The following is a 19,294-nucleotide window of genomic DNA, read 5'->3' as shown; positions in this document are numbered from 1 at the left end:
AAAAAATAAAGTTTCAAAAAGATGCTCTTGGATAAATCCAGGAGCATCTTTTTGAATGCGGCGTAGTGCACCACTGTAATCAATTTAAAGAATCGAAATCTTCCATAACAAAATTTTTATTCATTTTTAAATGGTGATATTGAGTTAGGTTTATAAATATCCATTAGTTTCGGATTGAATATGCTTCTTAACAGCTAACATGTATGGATTAGAGTTTTTTAGTCTCTTAGAAGTATTGCTATATTACTATCAAGATAATGTTTTGAATAATTCTCAAAACAAAGAAATGTATATGTTCTTGTTTGTGTAGTGAAGTTTCTTAAGTTGAGAGAGGGCCTTTATATCCTAATCCAAAAGTGTAGACTACAGCCTACGAATAATCATCTCCTCTTAAAATTGTTGTTTTACATCTTCAAATTTTTGAAGAAGAAGTGTTTTGTTGGGAAATGATAAAATCTTATTAATTTTTATAATTAGTAGAATTTTTATAGAAATAATCCTCTTAATATATTAAAATAACATTGTATTATGTAAGATTTTAATTAGGGGAGAGAAATTTTATGTTGAAAAAAATCATTCCAGTTGCTTTAGCATTAAGTACAGTTACTTTTACTAGTGTATTCGCTGTACCTTCAGCCCAAGCAAGTACAGAACCAAACCGCTACATAGATGTACAAATGCTCGGTATTAACGATTTTCATGGGCAACTAGACACAGTAAAAAAAATTAACAATAAAGATGCAGGGGGAATCGAGTACTTAGGGGCTTATTTACGTGATCGTGAAAAACAAAATCCGAATACATTAAAAGTACATGCTGGCGATGTTGTTGGAGCAAGTACTCCTGTTTCAGCATTATTACAAGACGAACCTACCATTGAATTTCTAAATGATTTGAAATTCGATGTTGGAACGATAGGAAATCATGAATTTGATGAAGGTGTTGAAGAAATGAACCGCCTTATTTATGGTGGATACCATGAGAAAACAGGGAAATTTAAAGGTGCAAAATTCCCATATGTTGCCGCAAATTTCTATAATAAATCCACTGGTCGTTTATTTTTACCACCATTCACTATAAAAAAGGTACAAGGAGTTCCTGTTGGATTTATCGGAGTCGTAACAACGGATGTGCCTAACCTTGTTATGCCTACTATGCTAAAGAATGTAGAAATTACAGATGAAGTTGAAGCTATTAACAAATCCGTAAAGCAATTAAAAAAACTAGGCGTTAAATCTATCGTTGTTCTTGCACATAATGGGGGGACAACAGATGGGAACGGCGTAACAAATGGTGATATCGTCCGATTAGCAAATGAGACTGATCCAGAAGTCGATGTTATTTTTGGTGGGCATAGCCACACTTATGTAAATGGAACTGTTAATAATAAACTTGTCGTACAAGCAAATTCTTACGGTATGGCTTTTGCTGATGTTGATGTAAAGATTGATCGTAAAACACAAGATATTGTTGAGAAAAAAGCAGAAATTGTTACAACTTACCATGAAGGCATGGAGCCTGATAAAAAAATAAAGAAGAAGATGGAGAAATATCAAGCAAAAATCGCACCTCTTGTTAATGAAGTTGTAGGTAAGTCTATTGCTTCACTAGATCGCAAACTAAATACGGCTGGTGAATCTACTCTTGGAAATTTAGTTGCTGATGCCCAGCGTGCAACAATGCAATCTCAAATTGCACTTATGAATCCTGGTGGTATTCGTAATGACTTAGATGCTGGTGATATTACATGGGGAGAGATATATGGTATTCAACCATTCGGAAATCAATTAATAAAAGTAAATTTAACGGGTCAAGATATTCGTGATATTTTAAATCAACAATGGCAAAAAGACATAACAAGAATGCTTCAAATTTCAGGGATCCAATACACTTGGGATGCAAACAAACCTAATGGAGAAAAAGTAACAAGTATTCGCCTAACAAATGGAGAAGAAATTATTCCTTCTAAAACTTACAGCGTCGTTGCGAACGCATTTCTAGCTTCAGGTGGAGATGGATTTGTATCCTTTAAAAACGGTAAAGATGCTGAAACAGGACCAACTGATTTTGAAGCATTAGTAGATTACATAAAAAAATCAAAAGAACCAATTCAGTCTATTATTGATGGAAGAATTCAAAAAATAAATTAGGTTTTTATTAATCTCAAAAACAAATAGATTACCTGTACGCTATAATTTTTCGTGTGCAGGTAATCTATTTTTTATGGGCTTGAAATAAAGTCTTACTGTGGCCAATGGGTATACCGTCTAGATGCAGAATGCCGAAAACAATGGAGTAGACAAAAAATAACCCCTAAATTAACTCTATGATAAAGAGAATACATTGTAAAAAAACAAAATTTGGAACTTCATATTAGTCCAATATTAACTACATTACTAACACAAACTGAAATTGGATACTTTAAGTTATACGAATGAATCTTAGTGCATGCGCTATGTAGGAGATTTTGCTGGAGAAATATACAAGGGAAAATCAAATTTAGAAGAATATATGCATGAGAGATAAGAAAGCTGAAGTAAATTAAAAATCCTTGTTTTTTGTTTTGGGAATAGTATTTTATTATCTTTACACATATAAGAAACAAAGGAATTTATATAAACTATGTTTTGATAATAAAGATTTAATTGGTTTGTTTTAGTAGTTTTTATGCTTATGAGTTACTTGAAATTCTAGTTTTTCTCTCCATGATTGATAGTGTATAGATAAGAAGCTTATTTTTTATATACTCATGTTACCAAGAATACATTTAGTGAAATTTTTTATAGCTAAATACAGTGTAATGCCAAATGGTGAAAATAATATTGGCATTTGAATATTGAGGGTAATTCCTTGGGTATTTTTTAAAGTACGGTTATTTTAACCAAAATTTTCATGAAAATACCTTTAAAAAGAACGAATGTTCGTATATGATAAGAACAAGTGTTCTTTTTCTGGGGGGTGATTGCCTTGTATGATTATTTTCTTTTACCTAATCGTATTATTCTTTGCGTAGATCTTCGTAGCTTTTATGCGAGTGTATCATGTATTAAAAAAGGACTGGATCCACGTTATACAAAATTGGCTGTCGTAGGGGATGTGAATCAGAGCGGATCAATCGTATTAGCAGCAACACCGCCATTAAAAGCGTTAGGAATTAAGAAAATGGCAAAATTTTATAGTGATGTTTTTTTAGAGTTAAATTAACAATGATATCAAAGGTTATCTTAATTTTTCTCAAAAATAGAAAAATGTTTGGGGAGAAATTAATTGGAAATATCCATTTTTGGTAAGTGTCGGATAGAAAAGAGTAAAATAAGCTTAGATAATACAGACAGTGTTGTATTATCCAAGCTTATTTTACTCTTTTCTTCGTAGTGAGAAATAAATGAGCGTTTAAAAAATCGTTGGAAGATGACAAAAGATTTATAATGAGGAAGGGCATGAGGCATAGGGGAACCATTATGTATAGTGTGGTTGAAACGGCAAAAGAGAATAATCTAAGTCCTAGCACTCTCTTCGTTATTTATTCAAAACGCTTCCCAACATCGATTTAAACCATAAAGAAGAAATTGATAAAGTCTTGCAGCGGTGATTAGATTTAACGTCTAGATGCAGAGTGCCGAAAAAGGTTAAGCAATTAACCATAAAACAACTTCAAAATCAACTATTATTGCATATTTTGAAGTAGCTTTATGTTTACTTAAAAATGAGTTCATATTATTACAATTATTTCATTAAAGGGTGTTTTAGTGAAAGAAGGATTATAGAAATGATCATAATTTTTTTTAAAAGAATAATTCCATTAAATAAATTAAGAGCATGTTCTGATCTATCTTTCTTCAGAGCATGCTCTTTTTACTCGTTTCTATAAGTGTATTAGTATCAATTTAACCAGACATCATTTACAAATTACATTATGGATACCTCATTTTAGAGTAACTAACTTATAGAAAAAATTGAATAATTTTCATGTGTAAGGAGATTTTAAGAAGGATATAGAGTGGATATTTTCCTGTTGTTTTCTAGACAAATGATTACTTACCCAAAAATCATGTAGTGGAAAGGTTTCTAAAGCTTTTCTGTCAAGAAATCACTAACACTAAAGTTCAAGTATAAAAACATAAACCATTCGATAAATGGGGTAGTATGATGAAAAAACTTAGTAGAAATCGTTTGAGAAAAGATATTCAGGAACTTGAGAGTGCAAGTATGCTGCTCCAAAATAATCAAGAGTGTGAACTCAAGCAGAGTGTATCTGCGAATGAAGAAGTTTTGAGACAAGCTTTTGAAAATTGTTCCGATATTGTTTTTCGTCCAATACTCTTAAATAGTCAAACTAAAATTCTTTTTATTTATATAGATGGATTAACAGACGATAGGATTGTGGAACAAGTTGTTTTGAAACCAATGATGTTCGAGGGTATGCCTAGTGGATTAAAGAGCGTGGATTCGTTAGGAGAAATTATACAAAATCAGCTTATTGCTGTTTCTCAAGTAAAAACGGTTTCTAAAGTTCATGAGGTTATAGAAGCAGTATTGAAAGCGAATGTTGTCATTTTAACAGAAGGTGAGAGTCAAGCTCTGGTCGCTGATTTAAAAGGGTTTGAAAAAAGGGGTATTGAAGAACCAGCTGCCGAGATCTCAGTTCGTGGTCCTCGGGATGGGTTTACGGAAACGTTAAGGGTCAATACGAGTCTTATTCGCAGAAGAATCCGAAGCCAAAAATTAAAAATGGAACCGTATTCCATTGGGGAATTGTCACAGACAGATGTGGTAATTGCCTATATTGAGGGAATTGCGCCCGATTCGGTTTTGGAAGAAGTTCGCCAAAGGGTAAAGCGAATTCAAATTGATGGGGTGTTGGAGTCAGCTTTCATTGAAGAGTTTATCGAGGATCAACCTTTCTCTCCCTTTCCGCAAATTCAAAATACTGAGCGGCCAGATGCGGTGTGTGCAAGTTTATTAGAAGGGAAAGTCGCCATTTTAGTGGATAACACACCTTTCGTTTTAATCGTTCCTATGACATTTTGGACAGGTTTGCAAGCGGCGGAGGATTATTATGAACGCTCCATCTACACAACTTTCGTTCGATGGATACGTTTAATATTAATCAATATTTCATTATTTCTTCCGTCTCTCTATGTTGCTATTACAACCTTTCATCCAAAATTAATTCCGACAAATTTGCTTATTAGTATTGCAGCTGCGCGAGAAGGCATTCCTTTCCCGGCTGTTATAGAAGCGCTAATGATGGAGTTTTTATTTGAAGGTTTGAGGGAAGCGGGTGTTCGGTTACCAAAACCTGTTGGATCAGCAGTTAGTATTGTCGGAGCACTTGTTATCGGGCAAGCTGCTGTGCAAGCGGGTATTATTTCAGCACCTTTGGTCATTGTTGTGGCAACAACCGGTATTGCGTCGTTTGCGTTCCCGCGCTACAACTTAGGGACAGCTTATCGGATGTTACGCTTTCCGATGCTGTTATTGGCGGGGATGCTTGGGCTATATGGCATTGCAATAAGTACCCTTGCGATTTTGATTCATTTAACTAACATCCGTTCTTTTGGAATTCCGTATTTAAGTCCGGTTGCACCTCAAACTCCGCGTGATTTAAAGGATGTTTTTCTCCGAACACCTCGTTGGAATATGACGCACCGCCCTATAATGGTATCTGGTGAAGAGAAAGTCCGTTTTCCAGATGGACAAAAACCAGGTGCGGAACGGGGAGGGGAAACAGAATGAGTCTGCACAAGGCACTTTGTATGATACTGGTCGTTTCTTTATGTTTCTTGACGGGATGTTGGGATCGGACGGAGTTAAATGATCTGGCAATAGAATTAGGATGGGGACTTGATCAAGCGAAGAATAACAAGATTGAAATTAGCGCTCAGTTTATTATTCCATCAAAAATGGGAATGGGACAGAGCGGAAGAAGTAATGCAGGAAAAGCGGTTTTTATAGAATCAGGAATTGGAAAGGATACACATGAAGCTATACAAATGATGCAAACAAAAATGTCGAGAGAAATTTTTCGAGGGCACCAGCGTGTAATATTGATCGGAGAAAAAATGGCTAAAAGCGGTCTCGCTCCCGTTTTAGATGCATATAGTCGAGATTCTGATATTCGATTACGAGCAGGTGCGTTCGTAATAAAAGGGAATACTGCAAAAGAATTTCTGAAAGCAGCCACCCCCTTAGAGTCTATCCCGGCACTTGGGGCACTGAAAGAGCATATGCAAATAGAGGCGTTAGGAGATATGTCTTTATTAAATTTTCTTATTGCTGGTACGAGTGATGGAATCACCCCAATTTTGCCCGTTATTAAACTAAATGTGTCTCATAAAAAAGGTAAAACTGAGGTCAAAGGTTTTCAAATTGTAGGTGGTGCTATATTTAACAACGATTTCAAATTGGTAGGATACTTAAACATGCAGGAATGGTTAACCACTCTTTGGGTAGTGAATCGTTTAAGCAAACAGACGGTTACAGCAAGCGCCTCTAAAGGAAATGGTAGTGCAAGTTTATATATGACAAAAATCAAAAGAAAAATCATACCTACTATACAAGGGGACACAATTAAGTGTGACATTGTTTTTTCTGGTGAAGGAACGATTCAGGAGAATAACACGAATTTAGATCTTTCGCAACCAAAAAATCTTACTCTTTTAGAACATGTATTAGAAAAACAATCCGAAAAGCAATCTCTTCAAATCATTAAAAAAATTCAAAAACAATACGGAACCGATATCTTTGGATTTGGAGAAGCCATTCATCAAAAATATCCATCTGAATGGAAAGGTCTAAAAAAGAATTGGAGTAAACAATTTCGAAAAGTGCAGGTTTCTGTTCATACAAAGCTTACTATTCGAAGAGTAGGACTGACTGGACCACCGTTGCAGTTAAAGAAAAATGAGATGAAAAAATAAGGAGGAATATAGAGTGTGAGAAATTCAATGAAAATCTCTGGCAGGCAAATCTTTTGGATGATGTTCACATTTGAAGTGGGACAGTCCCTCCTTCTAGTTATTCCAGCGACGATTCGTACTGTCAAACAAGATGCGTGGATCTCGATTTTGATTGCAGGAGCGATAGGGATTGCTCTTACTTTTTTGGCAACCAAACTTGGTTCGCTTTATCCGAAGCAAACTCTAATTGAATTTAGCCAAACCATTCTTGGTAAATGGCTAGGCAAGCTACTGATGATTTTCTACTTCTTTGGTTGGTACATGATAATTTGGATAACCGTCCGTGAATTTGGTGAGTTCATTATTATCGCTTTATTTCATAATACACCTTTGTGGGTCATCGTCTTCACTGCGATGTTATTGCTCATTTTTATTATTTACCAAGGCGGGATAGAGGGGATTGGACGTTTAAGTGAAATCATAGGACCAATAGTACTTTTAATGATAACGTTTGTAATCATTTTGAATGTTGACAATATGAATTGGGATTATATGCGACCTATTTATCACGATTCTGGATGGCTTCCCATCCTTAAAGGTTCCTATACTCCTGTAGCCGCATTTTTTGGAGAGGCTGTCATGATGACAATGTTCGTTTTCTTTATGGACAAACCAGAACAAGCATCATCAAGGGCGATGTGGGGAGTAGGACTAGCCGTTTTCATGGTAACAATCGGAACATTAGCGGTCATTTTAACATTCGGTCCAAATTTACCTTCAAGTTTTTTATATCCAGTTTACGATCTGAGCCGGTACATATCCGTCATGGAGTTCATTCAAAATGTGGATATTTTAATTGTTATTATTTGGTTTTTTAGTATTTTTATTAAACTGGCGTTATACATGTTTATCGCTTGTTATGGAACAGCACAAATGTTTCATTTGAAGGATTGGCGAAAAGTAGCTTTGGTTCTTGCTCCTATTTCGTTCATCATAGCTGTGTCAGTTAAAAATATCCAGACATTTACCCATTATTACTATATATTTTTCGTAATTCCAATTGCTTTTCCCGTTTATGAGCTAGGGATCCCCTTACTGTTATTGGTGGTTGGCAAAATTCGAAGGAAATATGCATAAAACCAATCGGTAATGTGTTGGAATAGTAGGTATACTTAGTTTTTTGACTAAAGACGCCGCTTTTCAGCGGCGTTTCTGCGTGATTATGAAGTTGTTTAATTCTTATTGAACTAAAGCATCTGTTTGTTTAAGTGAATACATTCACATTTATAATGTTTCTCAAATATAATATCAGTTTATATATTTACGATTCTTCTCTAACAGGTTCAAGATAAATTGTAATTTGTTAAGCGATATGTTTGTGTAACCACTGTTTAAATATCTTTAACTGTTCTTCAGTATGAAAGTAATGTTCACCTGTTTCCATGACTTCTAATTCACAACGATGTTTTTTTGTAAAATAGTTAATAGTTTCAAATTCGCACAGTTCATCCTTGTCTCCATACATAATATATGTATCTGTATTCCATAAAAGTTATTGTACCCTCCTGAATTACCATTAATTAGGATGATTATATGTTATTAAATATTTGTAATTAACGAAATAATAAGAAAGAAGGGGTTGTTGTGGAAACAAAGATTATAGAAACAGAGAAGAAAATTGATTCAAAATCTCTTTTAGCTTTGGGATTATTAATTATTTCCGGACTTTTATATCAATGTATCGCATTTATAGTGGGTAATATACCTGAATTATTAACAATGATTCTTGAAGCTTCGTGGAATCTTGTATTATGTGGAATTATAGGATACTATTTTTTAGGGAAAATATCTTTAGAGCAATTCAAACATTTTAAATTTAAGACATTACTCTGGGGTTTGCCTTTAACGATTATCGTGGGCATGGGTTCAGGCGCACTATATAGTTATATTTTTGAACCCCCAACTACAAATTCTGTTGCTCAAGTAATAAGTGTTTCGATGATTTTAATCCGTGTACCATTCATGTTAATGGGTGAAGAATTGCTATGTACTAACATAATCATCGCATTACAAAAATTAGGATTAAAATTTGGTACAGCATCAATAATATGTAGCGTTCTGTTTGCCTTATGGCATATTCCTGCTTATGGTTTCGTGCCAATGCAATTATTGATAACTATAGTCCCTGTTAGGTTATTCCTGAATTATATATGGAAAAATTCAAAGAGCGTTTGGGTAAGTTGAATTTGCCACCTTGCTTTCGACATTATTGGATTTTTACCAATGCTTTTAAAATAAAAAAATTATTTTACTTATAAGTAACAAACAATAACAAAAAAGGACCTTAGGGTTCTTTTTTCATTCTTACAAGCACAAAAGCAACCTAGATCCGATAGAATGTTTACGGTATGAATAAGAAAGCAGGAGAACATAATTTAATTTATGTACTCTTTCTTTATATAGATACTTATAAAATAAAAATATGTTGTAGCTGATAAAATTTACTCACAACCATTTATTTTGAAAAAAAAGTAACCTTATGACCTGTTTTTACGTGTATCTCGGCTGAATCCCATTTTACCTTTAGCGTAGGTTTTATGTCATTTGATTGGCGGTACTCCTATTAGAAACAAAGAAGGAGAAGTAAAGATAGAATATTAAGTTACTTGTCCAAACAATTTTTTTAAAAACACATAAAATGCTATTAGTTAGCCAATATTTTTATATTGCTAATTTTTCAGATTAAAAGGGGTGATTTTATGTGTGAGTGTGAATTTTGTAGAAGAAAGAGAAACCGGAGTCCATTAAACCGGGATTCTGAACCAAAAAACCAGAATTCTGAACCAAAAAACCAAGATTCTGAACCAAAAAACCAGAATTCTGAACCAAAAAATCAGGGTTCTGAACCAAAAAACCAGGGTTCTGAACCAAAAAACCAAGATTCTGAACCAAAAAACCAGGGTTCTGAACCAAAAAACCAGGGTTCTGAACCAAAAAACCAGGATTCTAAACCAAAAAACCAGGATTCTGAATCAATAAATTCTTATTCATTTATTAAAAATGTTAATCTTTTAGAAGAAGCTATACAAACAGATGAAATTGATCAAGTTTCTGAGGAATATATTGAAATAGTTGATTCGGCAGATGTCCAAGTTACTACTACAGATACAAAAGCTGCGCTATCTATCCAAGCAGCATTACAAGCAGCTATTGTGGTTGTAGTAAGTATTTCTATAGCAGATAGTGAAAAAGCCGATAAAATAACACAAGAATTATTTCAAAAATCATCTATTAAACAAATTAATAGACAAAGAACACTTATTAAAAATTCCAGAAACGTATCCGTAACAATTACTGATACAGATATTGCAGTGAATATTCAAATCCTTCTTCAAGTTTTATTAGCTTTATTAGTTAAATTAAACATTTTATAAAGTATTTATCCTGTTTATATTAACTATAAGGGTTCATTCTAGGTAAATATTTACTTTGGTGTAGTATGTGGTACAAGCTTGGATTCCTCATTATGACTGGATTAATATTCAAGATTAATGTGAAAATAATTGTAGATAACCACACAATAGCAAAGGTAAAATATACTATTTAGCAGTAAATGAAATCTATGTATATGTAAAGTAAATGAAAGTTGTCTTCGTATTAGAAGACAGCTTTTTGCTTTTATTGGAAAAAAAGAAGTGAAAATAAAAGATTAAGTTACTTGTCCAAGCAATTCTCATCAAAATACATATAATGCTGGTAGTTATTTGAAATTATTATTGTAAATTTGATTGGAGTGAATATTGTAAATGGATGATTTAAACAAATTTTCTTCCTTTAAATTTGATAAGGATCAAAAGAATATAATTATAGACCTTTTACTCTCAGATATTCTTAATAGGCATGGGATAAATGAAGAAAAAATAAAAAATTTAGCGCCAGAAAAAAAGCAGCAAATTAAAAATATTGTTTCTGAAATACAATCGCAGGTCAATAATTATTTGGATTGAAAGGGGGTGATCTCATGGGCAAAGAAGGTCGTTCAGATGAAAATAAAAAGTGGAGTGCATTAGACTCTTCAAATCCTCATCCTTCTTTTAAAGATGCTAACGTTTCAGAAGGAGCTGCACAAGAAAGTAAAACTTACCAAATCTCAGAAGAATCTATCAGAATTGTTGATTCAGCAGATGTACAGGTTACTACTACAGATACAAAAGCTGCATTATCTATCCAAGCAGCGTTACAAGCGGCAATTGTAGTTATTTTAAGTATTTCTATAGCAGACAGTGAGAAAGCTGATCGCGTAGCACAAGATTTGTTTCAAAAATCATCTATTAAACAAATTAATAAACAAGAAACTGTTATTAGAAATTCTAGAAATGTTTCAGTTACAACTACTGATACAGATATAGCGGTAAATGTTCAAATCCTTCTTCAAATTTTATTAGCTTTATTAGTTAAATTAAACATTTTATAACTTTAAATAGGATGGTCCTTTATTGGTGAATACCCACTGTTTTAATTGTGGTACAAGCAATGGATATTTATCATGACTGGACTAATATTCACCATCTCTAAATTATTAATGTAAACAAACAATATGGTGGAAAATAAAGTCTGGTTATTTGTTAAAATTGAAAAGCCGTATCCTATATTGGATGCGGTTTTTCAATTTTAAACAGTAAAAATTTGAAAACATTATATTAAATTAAAAGCCAATTTGAAAAATGATTATAAATTCATATCTTTTAAGCCAGGGCTATGTTCGTTTGGCATCTCTGGTAGTTCTGGAACAGGAAATCCTGTTGGAGGTTCTGTAACATGTAGTTCCCCTTTATTTCTACTTGGGGATTCTCCTTGGAATATCTCTCCCACTCTTGTTGGATCTAATCTAAAATTAAACTGAGCGTTATGGAATCCCATCTCTACATACTTTCTACATTCTGGATACTTATTTATATCATAGTTAGGAACTGGGAACAGTTTTCCCCATTCTACACCTAATGTTTCTAATGCTTTTGCAAAAGCATTTTGATGTGCATTATCACGCACAATTAAAAATGCAAGTGTTTCTCGGAATGTTTGATTAGAGCTCATTTCATATATTCTTGTTTTTTGCAATACACCTGTCGATTCTAGAACTAAGTTATCTAATAAGTCACTAATTAAGTTGCCGTGACTGTATACCCATGACCCATTCCAAGGATTGCCTGCTGCATCAACAGGAAGGGAGCTTTTAGCACCTACAATAAAGTGATGAGGATTTGCAAGTTTTACAGCCTCATCAATTGGTGCACCATCTAAAGCTACATTGCCTGGCTGTGATCCACCAGCCTCGTTTAACAGTTGATTGATTGTATTTTGTACCAATTCTACATGACTAATCTCTTCAAGAAATACACCTCGGATTAAATCACGATATTGCTTCTCTTTGCCTCTAAAGTTTGAGCTTTGGAAAAAGTATTGCATCATTGTACGCATTTCGCCATAATGCCCACCCAATATTTCTTGTAAGACTTTAGCAGCCGCAGGGTCTGGCTTGTCTGGTTTAATTATGTTAATTAATTCTTCTTTATAATAATACATAGTATAATCCTCTCTTTTTTGGAATAGAAAAAATATTTATGAGGTTTTTGATGAATTGAACATATTAGCTCATAATATAACTGATTATATTTAGGTATTAATTTTGAAAAATTAATAAATCGCCTTTTTAAAGGCGATTTATATTTTATGTTCACTGTATTATCTTGATGGATAAGTACTTGTTTACTAAAAAAACTTCCACATTAGCGTGTTTCTTTGTCTCTTCTTCTAAGGCCAAGTAACCCTGCTAGTCCTAATAAACCAAGCCAAGCCCAATTATTATTTTTATCACGATTATCATTTAAATCATTTGTTGTATTTACATTTCGAGTTCTCATATCATTATTAACTCGATTCATGTTATTGTCATTAACTCGAGTTGAAATATCAGTATTATTAACTCGATTCATGTTATTCCCATCGTATTCAGCATGGGCAGTTGTGCCTAAAAACATAATAGCTAGTGCTAAAACACTTAAAATAGATGATAATTTCTTCTTCATAGTTTTCCCTCCTTTCTCATGTATTAATTTCTCCAGCTCCTTTGTACATTATTCGTTTAAGAGCATATAAACCATAACAATACGGCTAAATTTACGAGTAATATATTTGATTACGAATATTAAAGGTTATAGGTAAATAAAAAGAAGCGGTAAAAAAACTAACCGCTTACTCTATGTTATGCTTGATCAGATTGAAGAACATGTAAAGGAGGGGGAATGATCCAACCTTTTTTCTTATTTAATCGCAGTAAAGTAACACCTGCTTGTGCTTTTTTCATATGGAATTGTCCAAACATCATTCCTACATCTTCTCGAAGAGATTGTCCCATTGCCTGACTACATGCTACTAATCCAGCAGCAAGATCCATAGAAACTTTAGCTGCAATTTCTGCATCATTAATACGAGCGCCAGGAGGGATTGTTTCAATAGATGCAACTGGTCGTTCTGGAGGTGCTGGTGGTAATGCCACTCCATTTAATTTCAACAAGTTTTTTAATTCTTCAACTTCTGATTGGATATCATTTTCTATAAGGTTTTCTAAAAATTTTTTTAAGTCCTCGTCTCCGGTATGATTAACGAGAACTTGGTAACCAGCAATTGCACCTTGTGCCCCTGCAAGGTAACTCCAAAGTGCAAAAACTTCTCCATAATGCATTGGTTCATTTTGGGGATTGCCACTTAATACTCCCATTTTAAGATGCCTCCTTAAACTGAATAAATTTTTTGAACTACTTTTTATGAAAGAAAAAATAGTTTTGAAAATGTTCCGTAATAAAGAAAATAGGTTTCTAAAGTTCATTTGGAACACCCTAACTACAAGTAATACTTTCTCAATCTATAATGTACAAATGAAAAGAATATATACCATATAACTTAGGATAGGAATATGAATTCGATTTAGTTTATAGATTATTTAACTTAAAAGCTGAAGTGGAAATGAAAGAAGCTGTAACAATCGTAGTAAAGGTGATTGTATTTATGCAGAGATATAAAAAGTTGTTAAAAAGTTTGCAAATGAACTTGTTAACAACTGTACGTAATAGAAATAAATTATCGCTGATATGTCACTGTTAAGAAGGTTATGTTTTAATAAAATAGCACAAATTTAAACCATTTAAGAATGTGAATCTAACATTTAATGTTAAATTAAACTAAAATCTAAGAAACAATTTGATCTATCTTTTTTAGATATAAATTAGTAATTAAAATTTGCATTTGTTTAATATAGTTAGTATACTAACTATATAATTAGTACACTAACTATAGGGGGTTATATGAATAATTTAGGTTATTTATTACACAAGGTAAGTATAATGACGAAAACAGAATTATCAAATCAATTAAAAGAATATAAAATAACAGCTCAGCAATGGTCTGTGTTAAAGGATATATCTCTTTATCCAAATGGAACCACCCCTGCTATGATCGCTGAAAGGCTCTTGGCAGACCGCCCAACAGTAACTGGAATCATACAACGATTATTGCAAAAAGAATGGATTCTTATAAAACATAATCCTAAAGATAAACGGTCACATCTAATATTTTTAACGGATGAAACTAAGGTATTAATACAGGAAATAGAAAATGTGAGCGATGAAGTTATAAAAAGTGCTACAGCTAGTATTCCTAAAGAGGAAGTAGAAAATACAGTTCGAGTTTTGCAAAGTATGATTCGAAATTTACAAAAAAATAGAGGGTGATTACAATGATTTTAGTAACAGGTGCTACAGGGAATGTAGGGAAAGAGGTTGTAAAAGGACTAATAAAAAGAAATGCTACTTTCAAAGTCGCAACGCGCAGTAGAGAAACTGAAGGAGTATATTTTGATTTTGAAAATCCCTCATCTGTAAAGGCTGCTTTAACAGGTGTTACTAAATTATTTCTAATACGACCACCACATCTAGCTGATGCGAAAAAATATTTCCAGCCTGTTATAGATGCTGCAAAAGAAATAGGTATAAAACAAATTGTATTTTTATCTTTATTAGGAGTAGAAAAAAATCCAATAGTACCTCATGCTAAAATTGAAGCTATAATAAAAGATTCTGGAATCCCTTATACATTTCTAAGACCGAGTTTTTTTATGCAAAATTTACTATCACAACATGGTGATGAATTAAGAAATGAAAAGATAATCGAGGTACCTGCCGGCAAAGGGAAAACAAGTTTTATAGATGTACGAGATATTGGAGAAGTTGCAGCTAAGATATTAACTGAAGAGGGACATAAATTTAAAGCTTATTCTTTAACAGGAAATGAGGCATTAACATATTATGAAGTTGCTGCTATTATTTCAAAAATAATAAATAAGCATATTGTCTATACAAACCCAAGTATATTTACATTTAGAAAAAGAATGGTTAAAAAGGGGCTTAAAAGTGACTTTATTTGGGTTATGATTGGAATATATACAACCGCAAAATTAGGATTAGCTAAAAAAGTCACATCAGATTTATCAAATTTACTAGATAGAAATCCAATAACTATGCAAAAGTTTATTTATGATCACAAAGAATTATTAATATAATAATGCAAAAGTAAAAGAGATACTTATTCACATAAAGAATCCATTATGTTTTAAGAGTAAGAAAGGATAGCCATGCAAAATAAAATTATTGTTATGTTTCAAAAAGATTTTCGTTTATATGATAACCTAGCTCTATTTGAGGCTGCTCAGTCGGGTGAGGTTCTTCCAGTATATGTACAAGATGAAACTTTTTTTGTAGGAGGTGCTTCAAAGTGGTGGCTACATCATGCTATAACAGATGTCCAAGAGTAGCTTGAAGCATTAGGCTCTACTTTGCTAATTTGTAAAGGCAATACACAAGAAGAAATATTGTCTCTCATAGAAGAAATGAATGTAAATGCTGTATATTGGAATGTTTGTTATGATCCGGAGAGATTAAAATATAATCAAAAAATGAAAAAGGGATTTGAAGATATAGGCATTACCTGTAGAGAATTTGAATCCCATTTGTTATTAGAACCTTGGATTATTAAAAAGAAAGATAACACAGAATATAAGGTTTTTACTCCTTTTTATAATGCTTTTCAAAAGCAAGTAATACCTGCACCTATTAGTAAAGTGCAGAATTTAAAGGGGATAAGTCCTCTACCAGCAAGTTTATCTGTTTCAGAGCTAAACTTACTTCCAATTATACCTTGGACATCCCATATTGACTCAATATGGAGTCCTACAGAAGAAGAGGCATACAAAATATTTAAACAATTTTTTTCTAATAAATTACCCTCTTATAGTGAAAGAAGGGATTTTCCTAATCAAAACGTTCATTCGATGTTGGCACCTTACCTTTCATTTGGTCAAATATCAGTGAAGTTTATATATCATTATTTAACAAATAAGAGTATTGAAAGGCAATGTAGCCTTTTTGAAAAATAAGTTAATGGTTTTATACGTCAATTAATTTGGCGAGAGTTTTCTTATTATTTGCTATATCATTATCCATTTACAGTATATAAACCTCTTAATAAGAGCTTTGAACATTTTCCATGGAATAATGAAGAGGAGTTATTAAGAGTATGGCAGAAGGGTGAAACTGGTTATCCGTTTATTGATGCGGGAATGAGGGAACTATGGCAAACAGGTTTTATGCATAATCGGGCAAGAATGGCTGTAGCCTCTTTTCTTGTAAAACATTTGTTAATTCCGTGGCAAGAAGGAGCAAAATGGTTTATGGATACACTACTAGATGCTGATATTGCAAATAATACAATGGGGTGGCAATGGGTTGCTGGAAGTGGAGCAGATGCATCACCGTACTTTCGTATTTTTAACCCGATTAAACAAGGGGAAAAGTTTGATGAAAACGGAGAGTATATAAGAAATTGGGTACCAGAATTAAGAGATATACCAAACAAATATATACATAAACCTTGGGAAGCATCTGAGCAGATTTTACAAAAAGCCAATATAAAGCTTGGTGATACATATCCTTTTCCGATTGTTGATCATAAGGCAGCGCGAGAGAGAGCGCTTTGTGTATATAAAAATATGAAGGAATTTGTATAAAATAAACGAATCAATATAAATTTGATATGTAAAGGTTATAATTAAAAATATAAGAATGTCTATTTGCATATTAAATATTAAAATTTTATTCATTGAAAGAACATACGAATCATATAGAGTTTCTAAAACCTTCTATTGAAAAGGAGAATGTTTATGAAAAAATCTAGTGTCATAGTATTCTTACTAACATATGGTTTGTTTTATGTTTCTAGTATTTTATTCCCTATTGATCGTATTTGGTATGATGCGTTAGAAAAGCCATCTTGGACACCTTCTGGTATGACGATCGGAATTATATGGGCTGTATTATATGGACTTATTGCATTATCAGTTGCAATTATTTACAACAAGTATGGATTTAATCCAAAAACATTTTGGTTTTTATTCCTTTTAAATTATATCTGTAATCAAGCGTTCAGTTACTTTCAATTCAGTCAAAAAAATTTGTTTTTAGCAACAATAGATTGTCTATTAGTGGCTGTTACTGCATTTCTTCTTATCATTTATTCATTCCGCTTATCTAAAGCAGCTGGGTGGCTTCTAATTCCTTATCTGTTATGGACTACCTTTGCTACATACTTATCTTGGGCAATTTATAGTATGAATTAAATGTGTAAATGAAAACTTGAGCATAATAAAAAATGCTCAAGTTTTTTATGTTTATTAGTCGATATATAAAAGTTGTGGAAATAAACAAACAAAGTTTAAGCTCAAGAAAATCTTTTTGTAATTAATTTTTGTTACTTAATTCTTCTATACATTCTTGAACAAGTGTGACTGCCTGACTCATGGTAGGGCCTCCGCCAAATGCAGCTGTTACTCCAACCGTTTCAAGGATTTCTTGTTCTGAAGCACCTTGATCCATACATCCCTTTGTATGATAAATGATACAATACTCATCCTGAGAATAAAGACTTATGCCCAATGCAATCAATTGTTTTTCCTTCTTTGATAACTTACCATCTTTAAAGCATTCTTCTGTAAAAGAATTAAATTGTTCAGTAAGTTTGGGCATTTTTTCAGCAAATAAACTCAACCCATGTTTGTATTGTAATAGGGCAGCTTCAGTAGAATTTTTATCTTTATATTCCATTTTAAATTCAACTCCATATGTAGTATGTATTAAACAAAGGATAGTATGGGCGTAAGTAGTTTTAATTAATCATAATTGCAAAAAGAAAAATAGATAATAATTTTAAGCTTAAATATAAAATGGGAATACTCTAAATTATTTTTGGATAGTCAGTAAAGGAATTTGCATACTTAATTAAAAATATTGCATAAAAGAAGGCAGAAATTATTGGCGTCAAATAGTAAAGACATATAATTAAGATTGAAACATTCAACACAAGTTCTAGAAAAATATTGGAAATAAGACGTTTATTTACTAAAATCTTGATGTTAGATAAGGACAATAAACTAATAAAAATATTGAATTGAATCTTTCTTCACTGTCTATATTATTTTAATGATTGTAAAAAATTATTTATAAAAATCCTACATAATTTTACTTAAAAGAAAAATACTAATACCTGTTTTAGTACTTTACTTCTAAAACATTAAAACAAAATTACTAACTACGATATAAGGAGGCAATCACTGTGGATATTCGTGAAGGATTAATTCCAACGGCACTAGGTACAGCAGTGACAGCAGCAGGTTATGCTCTTAAACAAACTCGTGGAACTAATAAAATGATTGCAAATACAGTATTTGGATTTGGTTTAGCTCACGTTGTTTTAGGTGTAATTGATCTTGTAGAACATCGTCGTTAGAAGAGAAGGCAAGCATATATTAATGCTTGCCTTCTTTATAATTTAATCTTCCTTATTTATTATCATTATTGAAATATGTATGGGAAATAAAGATTACATTGAAAATACTAAATATTTTTTGAATTCCCTTTTTTGGATGATCTTTATCTTCAATATCAGTTTCTGGCATTCCATACAATCCATTCATGGCTTGTTCTACAGGTTGAATTATAGGGTTAATAGCATTTGTTGTTATTTTTTTGGAATAGTTATTCTTTTCCTTTTTAGAATGTGAAAAATTCAATTATATAAACTCCGAACATAAATGATTTTAAAAGTAAAAGGAAATAAATAGAGTTTGGCAGATAAAAACATGGATTATCTGCCAGTTGAATGAAAGATTAATTGAGCTATTAGTGTAATAGCACATACGTAGTATGTCATTTTTTCTAGAAAGTATGCCAGGTGATAAAGCTTAAATTTAGTAAGTATAGGAGATAGTTCATTCAATTTCTATCATA

Annotated in this window: 16 protein-coding genes and 4 pseudogenes; 14 read left to right on the top strand and 6 right to left on the bottom strand. The window is 32.4% G+C overall.

What is annotated here, in order from left to right; genetic code table 11:
- Positions 1-560 precede the first annotated feature (560 nt).
- The 5 genes and pseudogenes from VF726_RS17210 to VF726_RS17190 all read left to right on the top strand — a co-directional run bounded on the left by VF726_RS17210 (position 561) and on the right by VF726_RS17190 (position 8,039).
- Positions 561-2,150, top strand: a complete 1,590-nt coding sequence (locus tag VF726_RS17210; RefSeq protein WP_440170481.1) for a bifunctional metallophosphatase/5'-nucleotidase — start codon at positions 561-563, stop codon at positions 2,148-2,150.
- Between the two features lie 817 nt (positions 2,151-2,967).
- Positions 2,968-3,177, top strand: a pseudogene (locus VF726_RS17205) (DNA repair protein); the annotation flags it as partial.
- A gap of 969 nt (positions 3,178-4,146) precedes the next feature.
- A complete protein-coding gene (locus VF726_RS17200; protein ID WP_440170478.1) occupies positions 4,147-5,739 on the top strand; it encodes a spore germination protein in 1,593 nt (530 codons plus the stop codon).
- A complete protein-coding gene (locus VF726_RS17195) occupies positions 5,736-6,923 on the top strand; it encodes a Ger(x)C family spore germination protein (protein WP_440170475.1) in 1,188 nt (395 codons plus the stop codon). The genes VF726_RS17200 and VF726_RS17195 overlap by 4 nt, the downstream gene beginning before the upstream one ends.
- Before the next feature lie 27 nt (positions 6,924-6,950).
- Positions 6,951-8,039 (top strand): GerAB/ArcD/ProY family transporter, encoded by a 1,089-nt coding sequence (locus tag VF726_RS17190; RefSeq protein WP_440171407.1) that lies wholly within the window; start codon positions 6,951-6,953, stop codon positions 8,037-8,039.
- A 226-nt stretch (positions 8,040-8,265) separates the two neighbouring features.
- Here the strand turns inward: VF726_RS17190 and VF726_RS17185 are convergent.
- Positions 8,266-8,448, bottom strand: a pseudogene (locus tag VF726_RS17185) (alpha/beta hydrolase); the annotation flags it as partial.
- Between the two features lie 98 nt (positions 8,449-8,546).
- On the opposite strand from VF726_RS17185, the gene VF726_RS17180 reads away from it, so the two are divergent.
- From VF726_RS17180 to VF726_RS17165, 4 genes are all read left to right on the top strand, one after another.
- Positions 8,547-9,146: a CPBP family intramembrane glutamic endopeptidase gene (locus tag VF726_RS17180; RefSeq protein ID WP_440170473.1), complete on the top strand. Its 600-nt coding sequence runs from the start codon at positions 8,547-8,549 to the stop codon at positions 9,144-9,146.
- 515 nt (positions 9,147-9,661) lie between these two features.
- Positions 9,662-10,336 (top strand): spore coat protein, encoded by a 675-nt coding sequence (locus tag VF726_RS17175; RefSeq protein WP_440170471.1) that lies wholly within the window; start codon positions 9,662-9,664, stop codon positions 10,334-10,336.
- A 372-nt stretch (positions 10,337-10,708) separates the two neighbouring features.
- Positions 10,709-10,909, top strand: a complete 201-nt coding sequence (locus tag VF726_RS17170; RefSeq protein ID WP_048560569.1) for a hypothetical protein — start codon at positions 10,709-10,711, stop codon at positions 10,907-10,909.
- 14 nt (positions 10,910-10,923) lie between these two features.
- Positions 10,924-11,376 carry a spore coat protein gene (locus tag VF726_RS17165; RefSeq protein WP_048560570.1) on the top strand — a complete coding sequence of 151 codons (453 nt, stop codon included), beginning with the start codon at positions 10,924-10,926 and terminating at the stop codon, positions 11,374-11,376.
- Between the two features lie 254 nt (positions 11,377-11,630).
- Here VF726_RS17165 and VF726_RS17160 read toward each other — a convergent pair whose 3' ends face one another.
- The 3 genes from VF726_RS17160 to VF726_RS17150 form a co-directional block, all read right to left on the bottom strand.
- Positions 11,631-12,485 (bottom strand): manganese catalase family protein, encoded by an 855-nt coding sequence (locus VF726_RS17160; RefSeq protein WP_440170468.1) that lies wholly within the window; start codon positions 12,483-12,485, stop codon positions 11,631-11,633.
- 203 nt (positions 12,486-12,688) lie between these two features.
- Positions 12,689-12,988: a WGxxGxxG family protein gene (locus VF726_RS17155; protein ID WP_440170465.1), complete on the bottom strand. Its 300-nt coding sequence runs from the start codon at positions 12,986-12,988 to the stop codon at positions 12,689-12,691.
- Between the two features lie 176 nt (positions 12,989-13,164).
- Entirely contained in the window at positions 13,165-13,680 is a 516-nt protein-coding gene (locus VF726_RS17150) for a DUF3231 family protein (RefSeq protein ID WP_048560573.1), read from the bottom strand.
- Between the two features lie 583 nt (positions 13,681-14,263).
- Between VF726_RS17150 and VF726_RS17145 the strand changes: the two genes are divergently transcribed.
- From VF726_RS17145 to VF726_RS17130, 4 genes and pseudogenes are all read left to right on the top strand, one after another.
- A complete protein-coding gene (locus tag VF726_RS17145; RefSeq protein ID WP_048560574.1) occupies positions 14,264-14,689 on the top strand; it encodes a MarR family winged helix-turn-helix transcriptional regulator in 426 nt (141 codons plus the stop codon).
- Between the two features lie 5 nt (positions 14,690-14,694).
- Complete coding sequence (locus tag VF726_RS17140) at positions 14,695-15,516, top strand: SDR family oxidoreductase (RefSeq protein WP_440170461.1); 822 nt, start codon at positions 14,695-14,697, stop codon at positions 15,514-15,516.
- A 72-nt stretch (positions 15,517-15,588) separates the two neighbouring features.
- A pseudogene (locus tag VF726_RS17135) lies at positions 15,589-17,019 on the top strand (cryptochrome/photolyase family protein).
- A gap of 153 nt (positions 17,020-17,172) precedes the next feature.
- On the top strand, positions 17,173-17,628 hold the full coding sequence (locus VF726_RS17130) for a TspO/MBR family protein (protein WP_240588615.1): 456 nt from the start codon (positions 17,173-17,175) through the stop codon (positions 17,626-17,628).
- Between the two features lie 121 nt (positions 17,629-17,749).
- Here the strand turns inward: VF726_RS17130 and VF726_RS17125 are convergent, their stop codons facing one another.
- Positions 17,750-18,112 carry a carboxymuconolactone decarboxylase family protein gene (locus VF726_RS17125; RefSeq protein WP_088058929.1) on the bottom strand — a complete coding sequence of 121 codons (363 nt, stop codon included), beginning with the start codon at positions 18,110-18,112 and terminating at the stop codon, positions 17,750-17,752.
- A 508-nt stretch (positions 18,113-18,620) separates the two neighbouring features.
- On the opposite strand from VF726_RS17125, the gene VF726_RS17120 reads away from it, so the two are divergent.
- On the top strand, positions 18,621-18,794 hold the full coding sequence (locus VF726_RS17120; protein WP_000354585.1) for a hypothetical protein: 174 nt from the start codon (positions 18,621-18,623) through the stop codon (positions 18,792-18,794).
- A gap of 121 nt (positions 18,795-18,915) precedes the next feature.
- Here VF726_RS17120 and VF726_RS17115 read toward each other — a convergent pair.
- Positions 18,916-19,077, bottom strand: a pseudogene (locus VF726_RS17115) (DUF4021 family protein); the annotation flags it as partial.
- Positions 19,078-19,294 lie beyond the last annotated feature (217 nt).

The organism is Bacillus sp. Brlt_9 (genome assembly GCF_051948935.1).
In the GTDB taxonomy this organism is placed as follows: Bacteria; Bacillota; Bacilli; order Bacillales; family Bacillaceae_G; genus Bacillus_A.
Note: the sequence above shows the minus strand (reverse complement) of the source record. Positions and strands in the feature narration are given on the sequence as shown.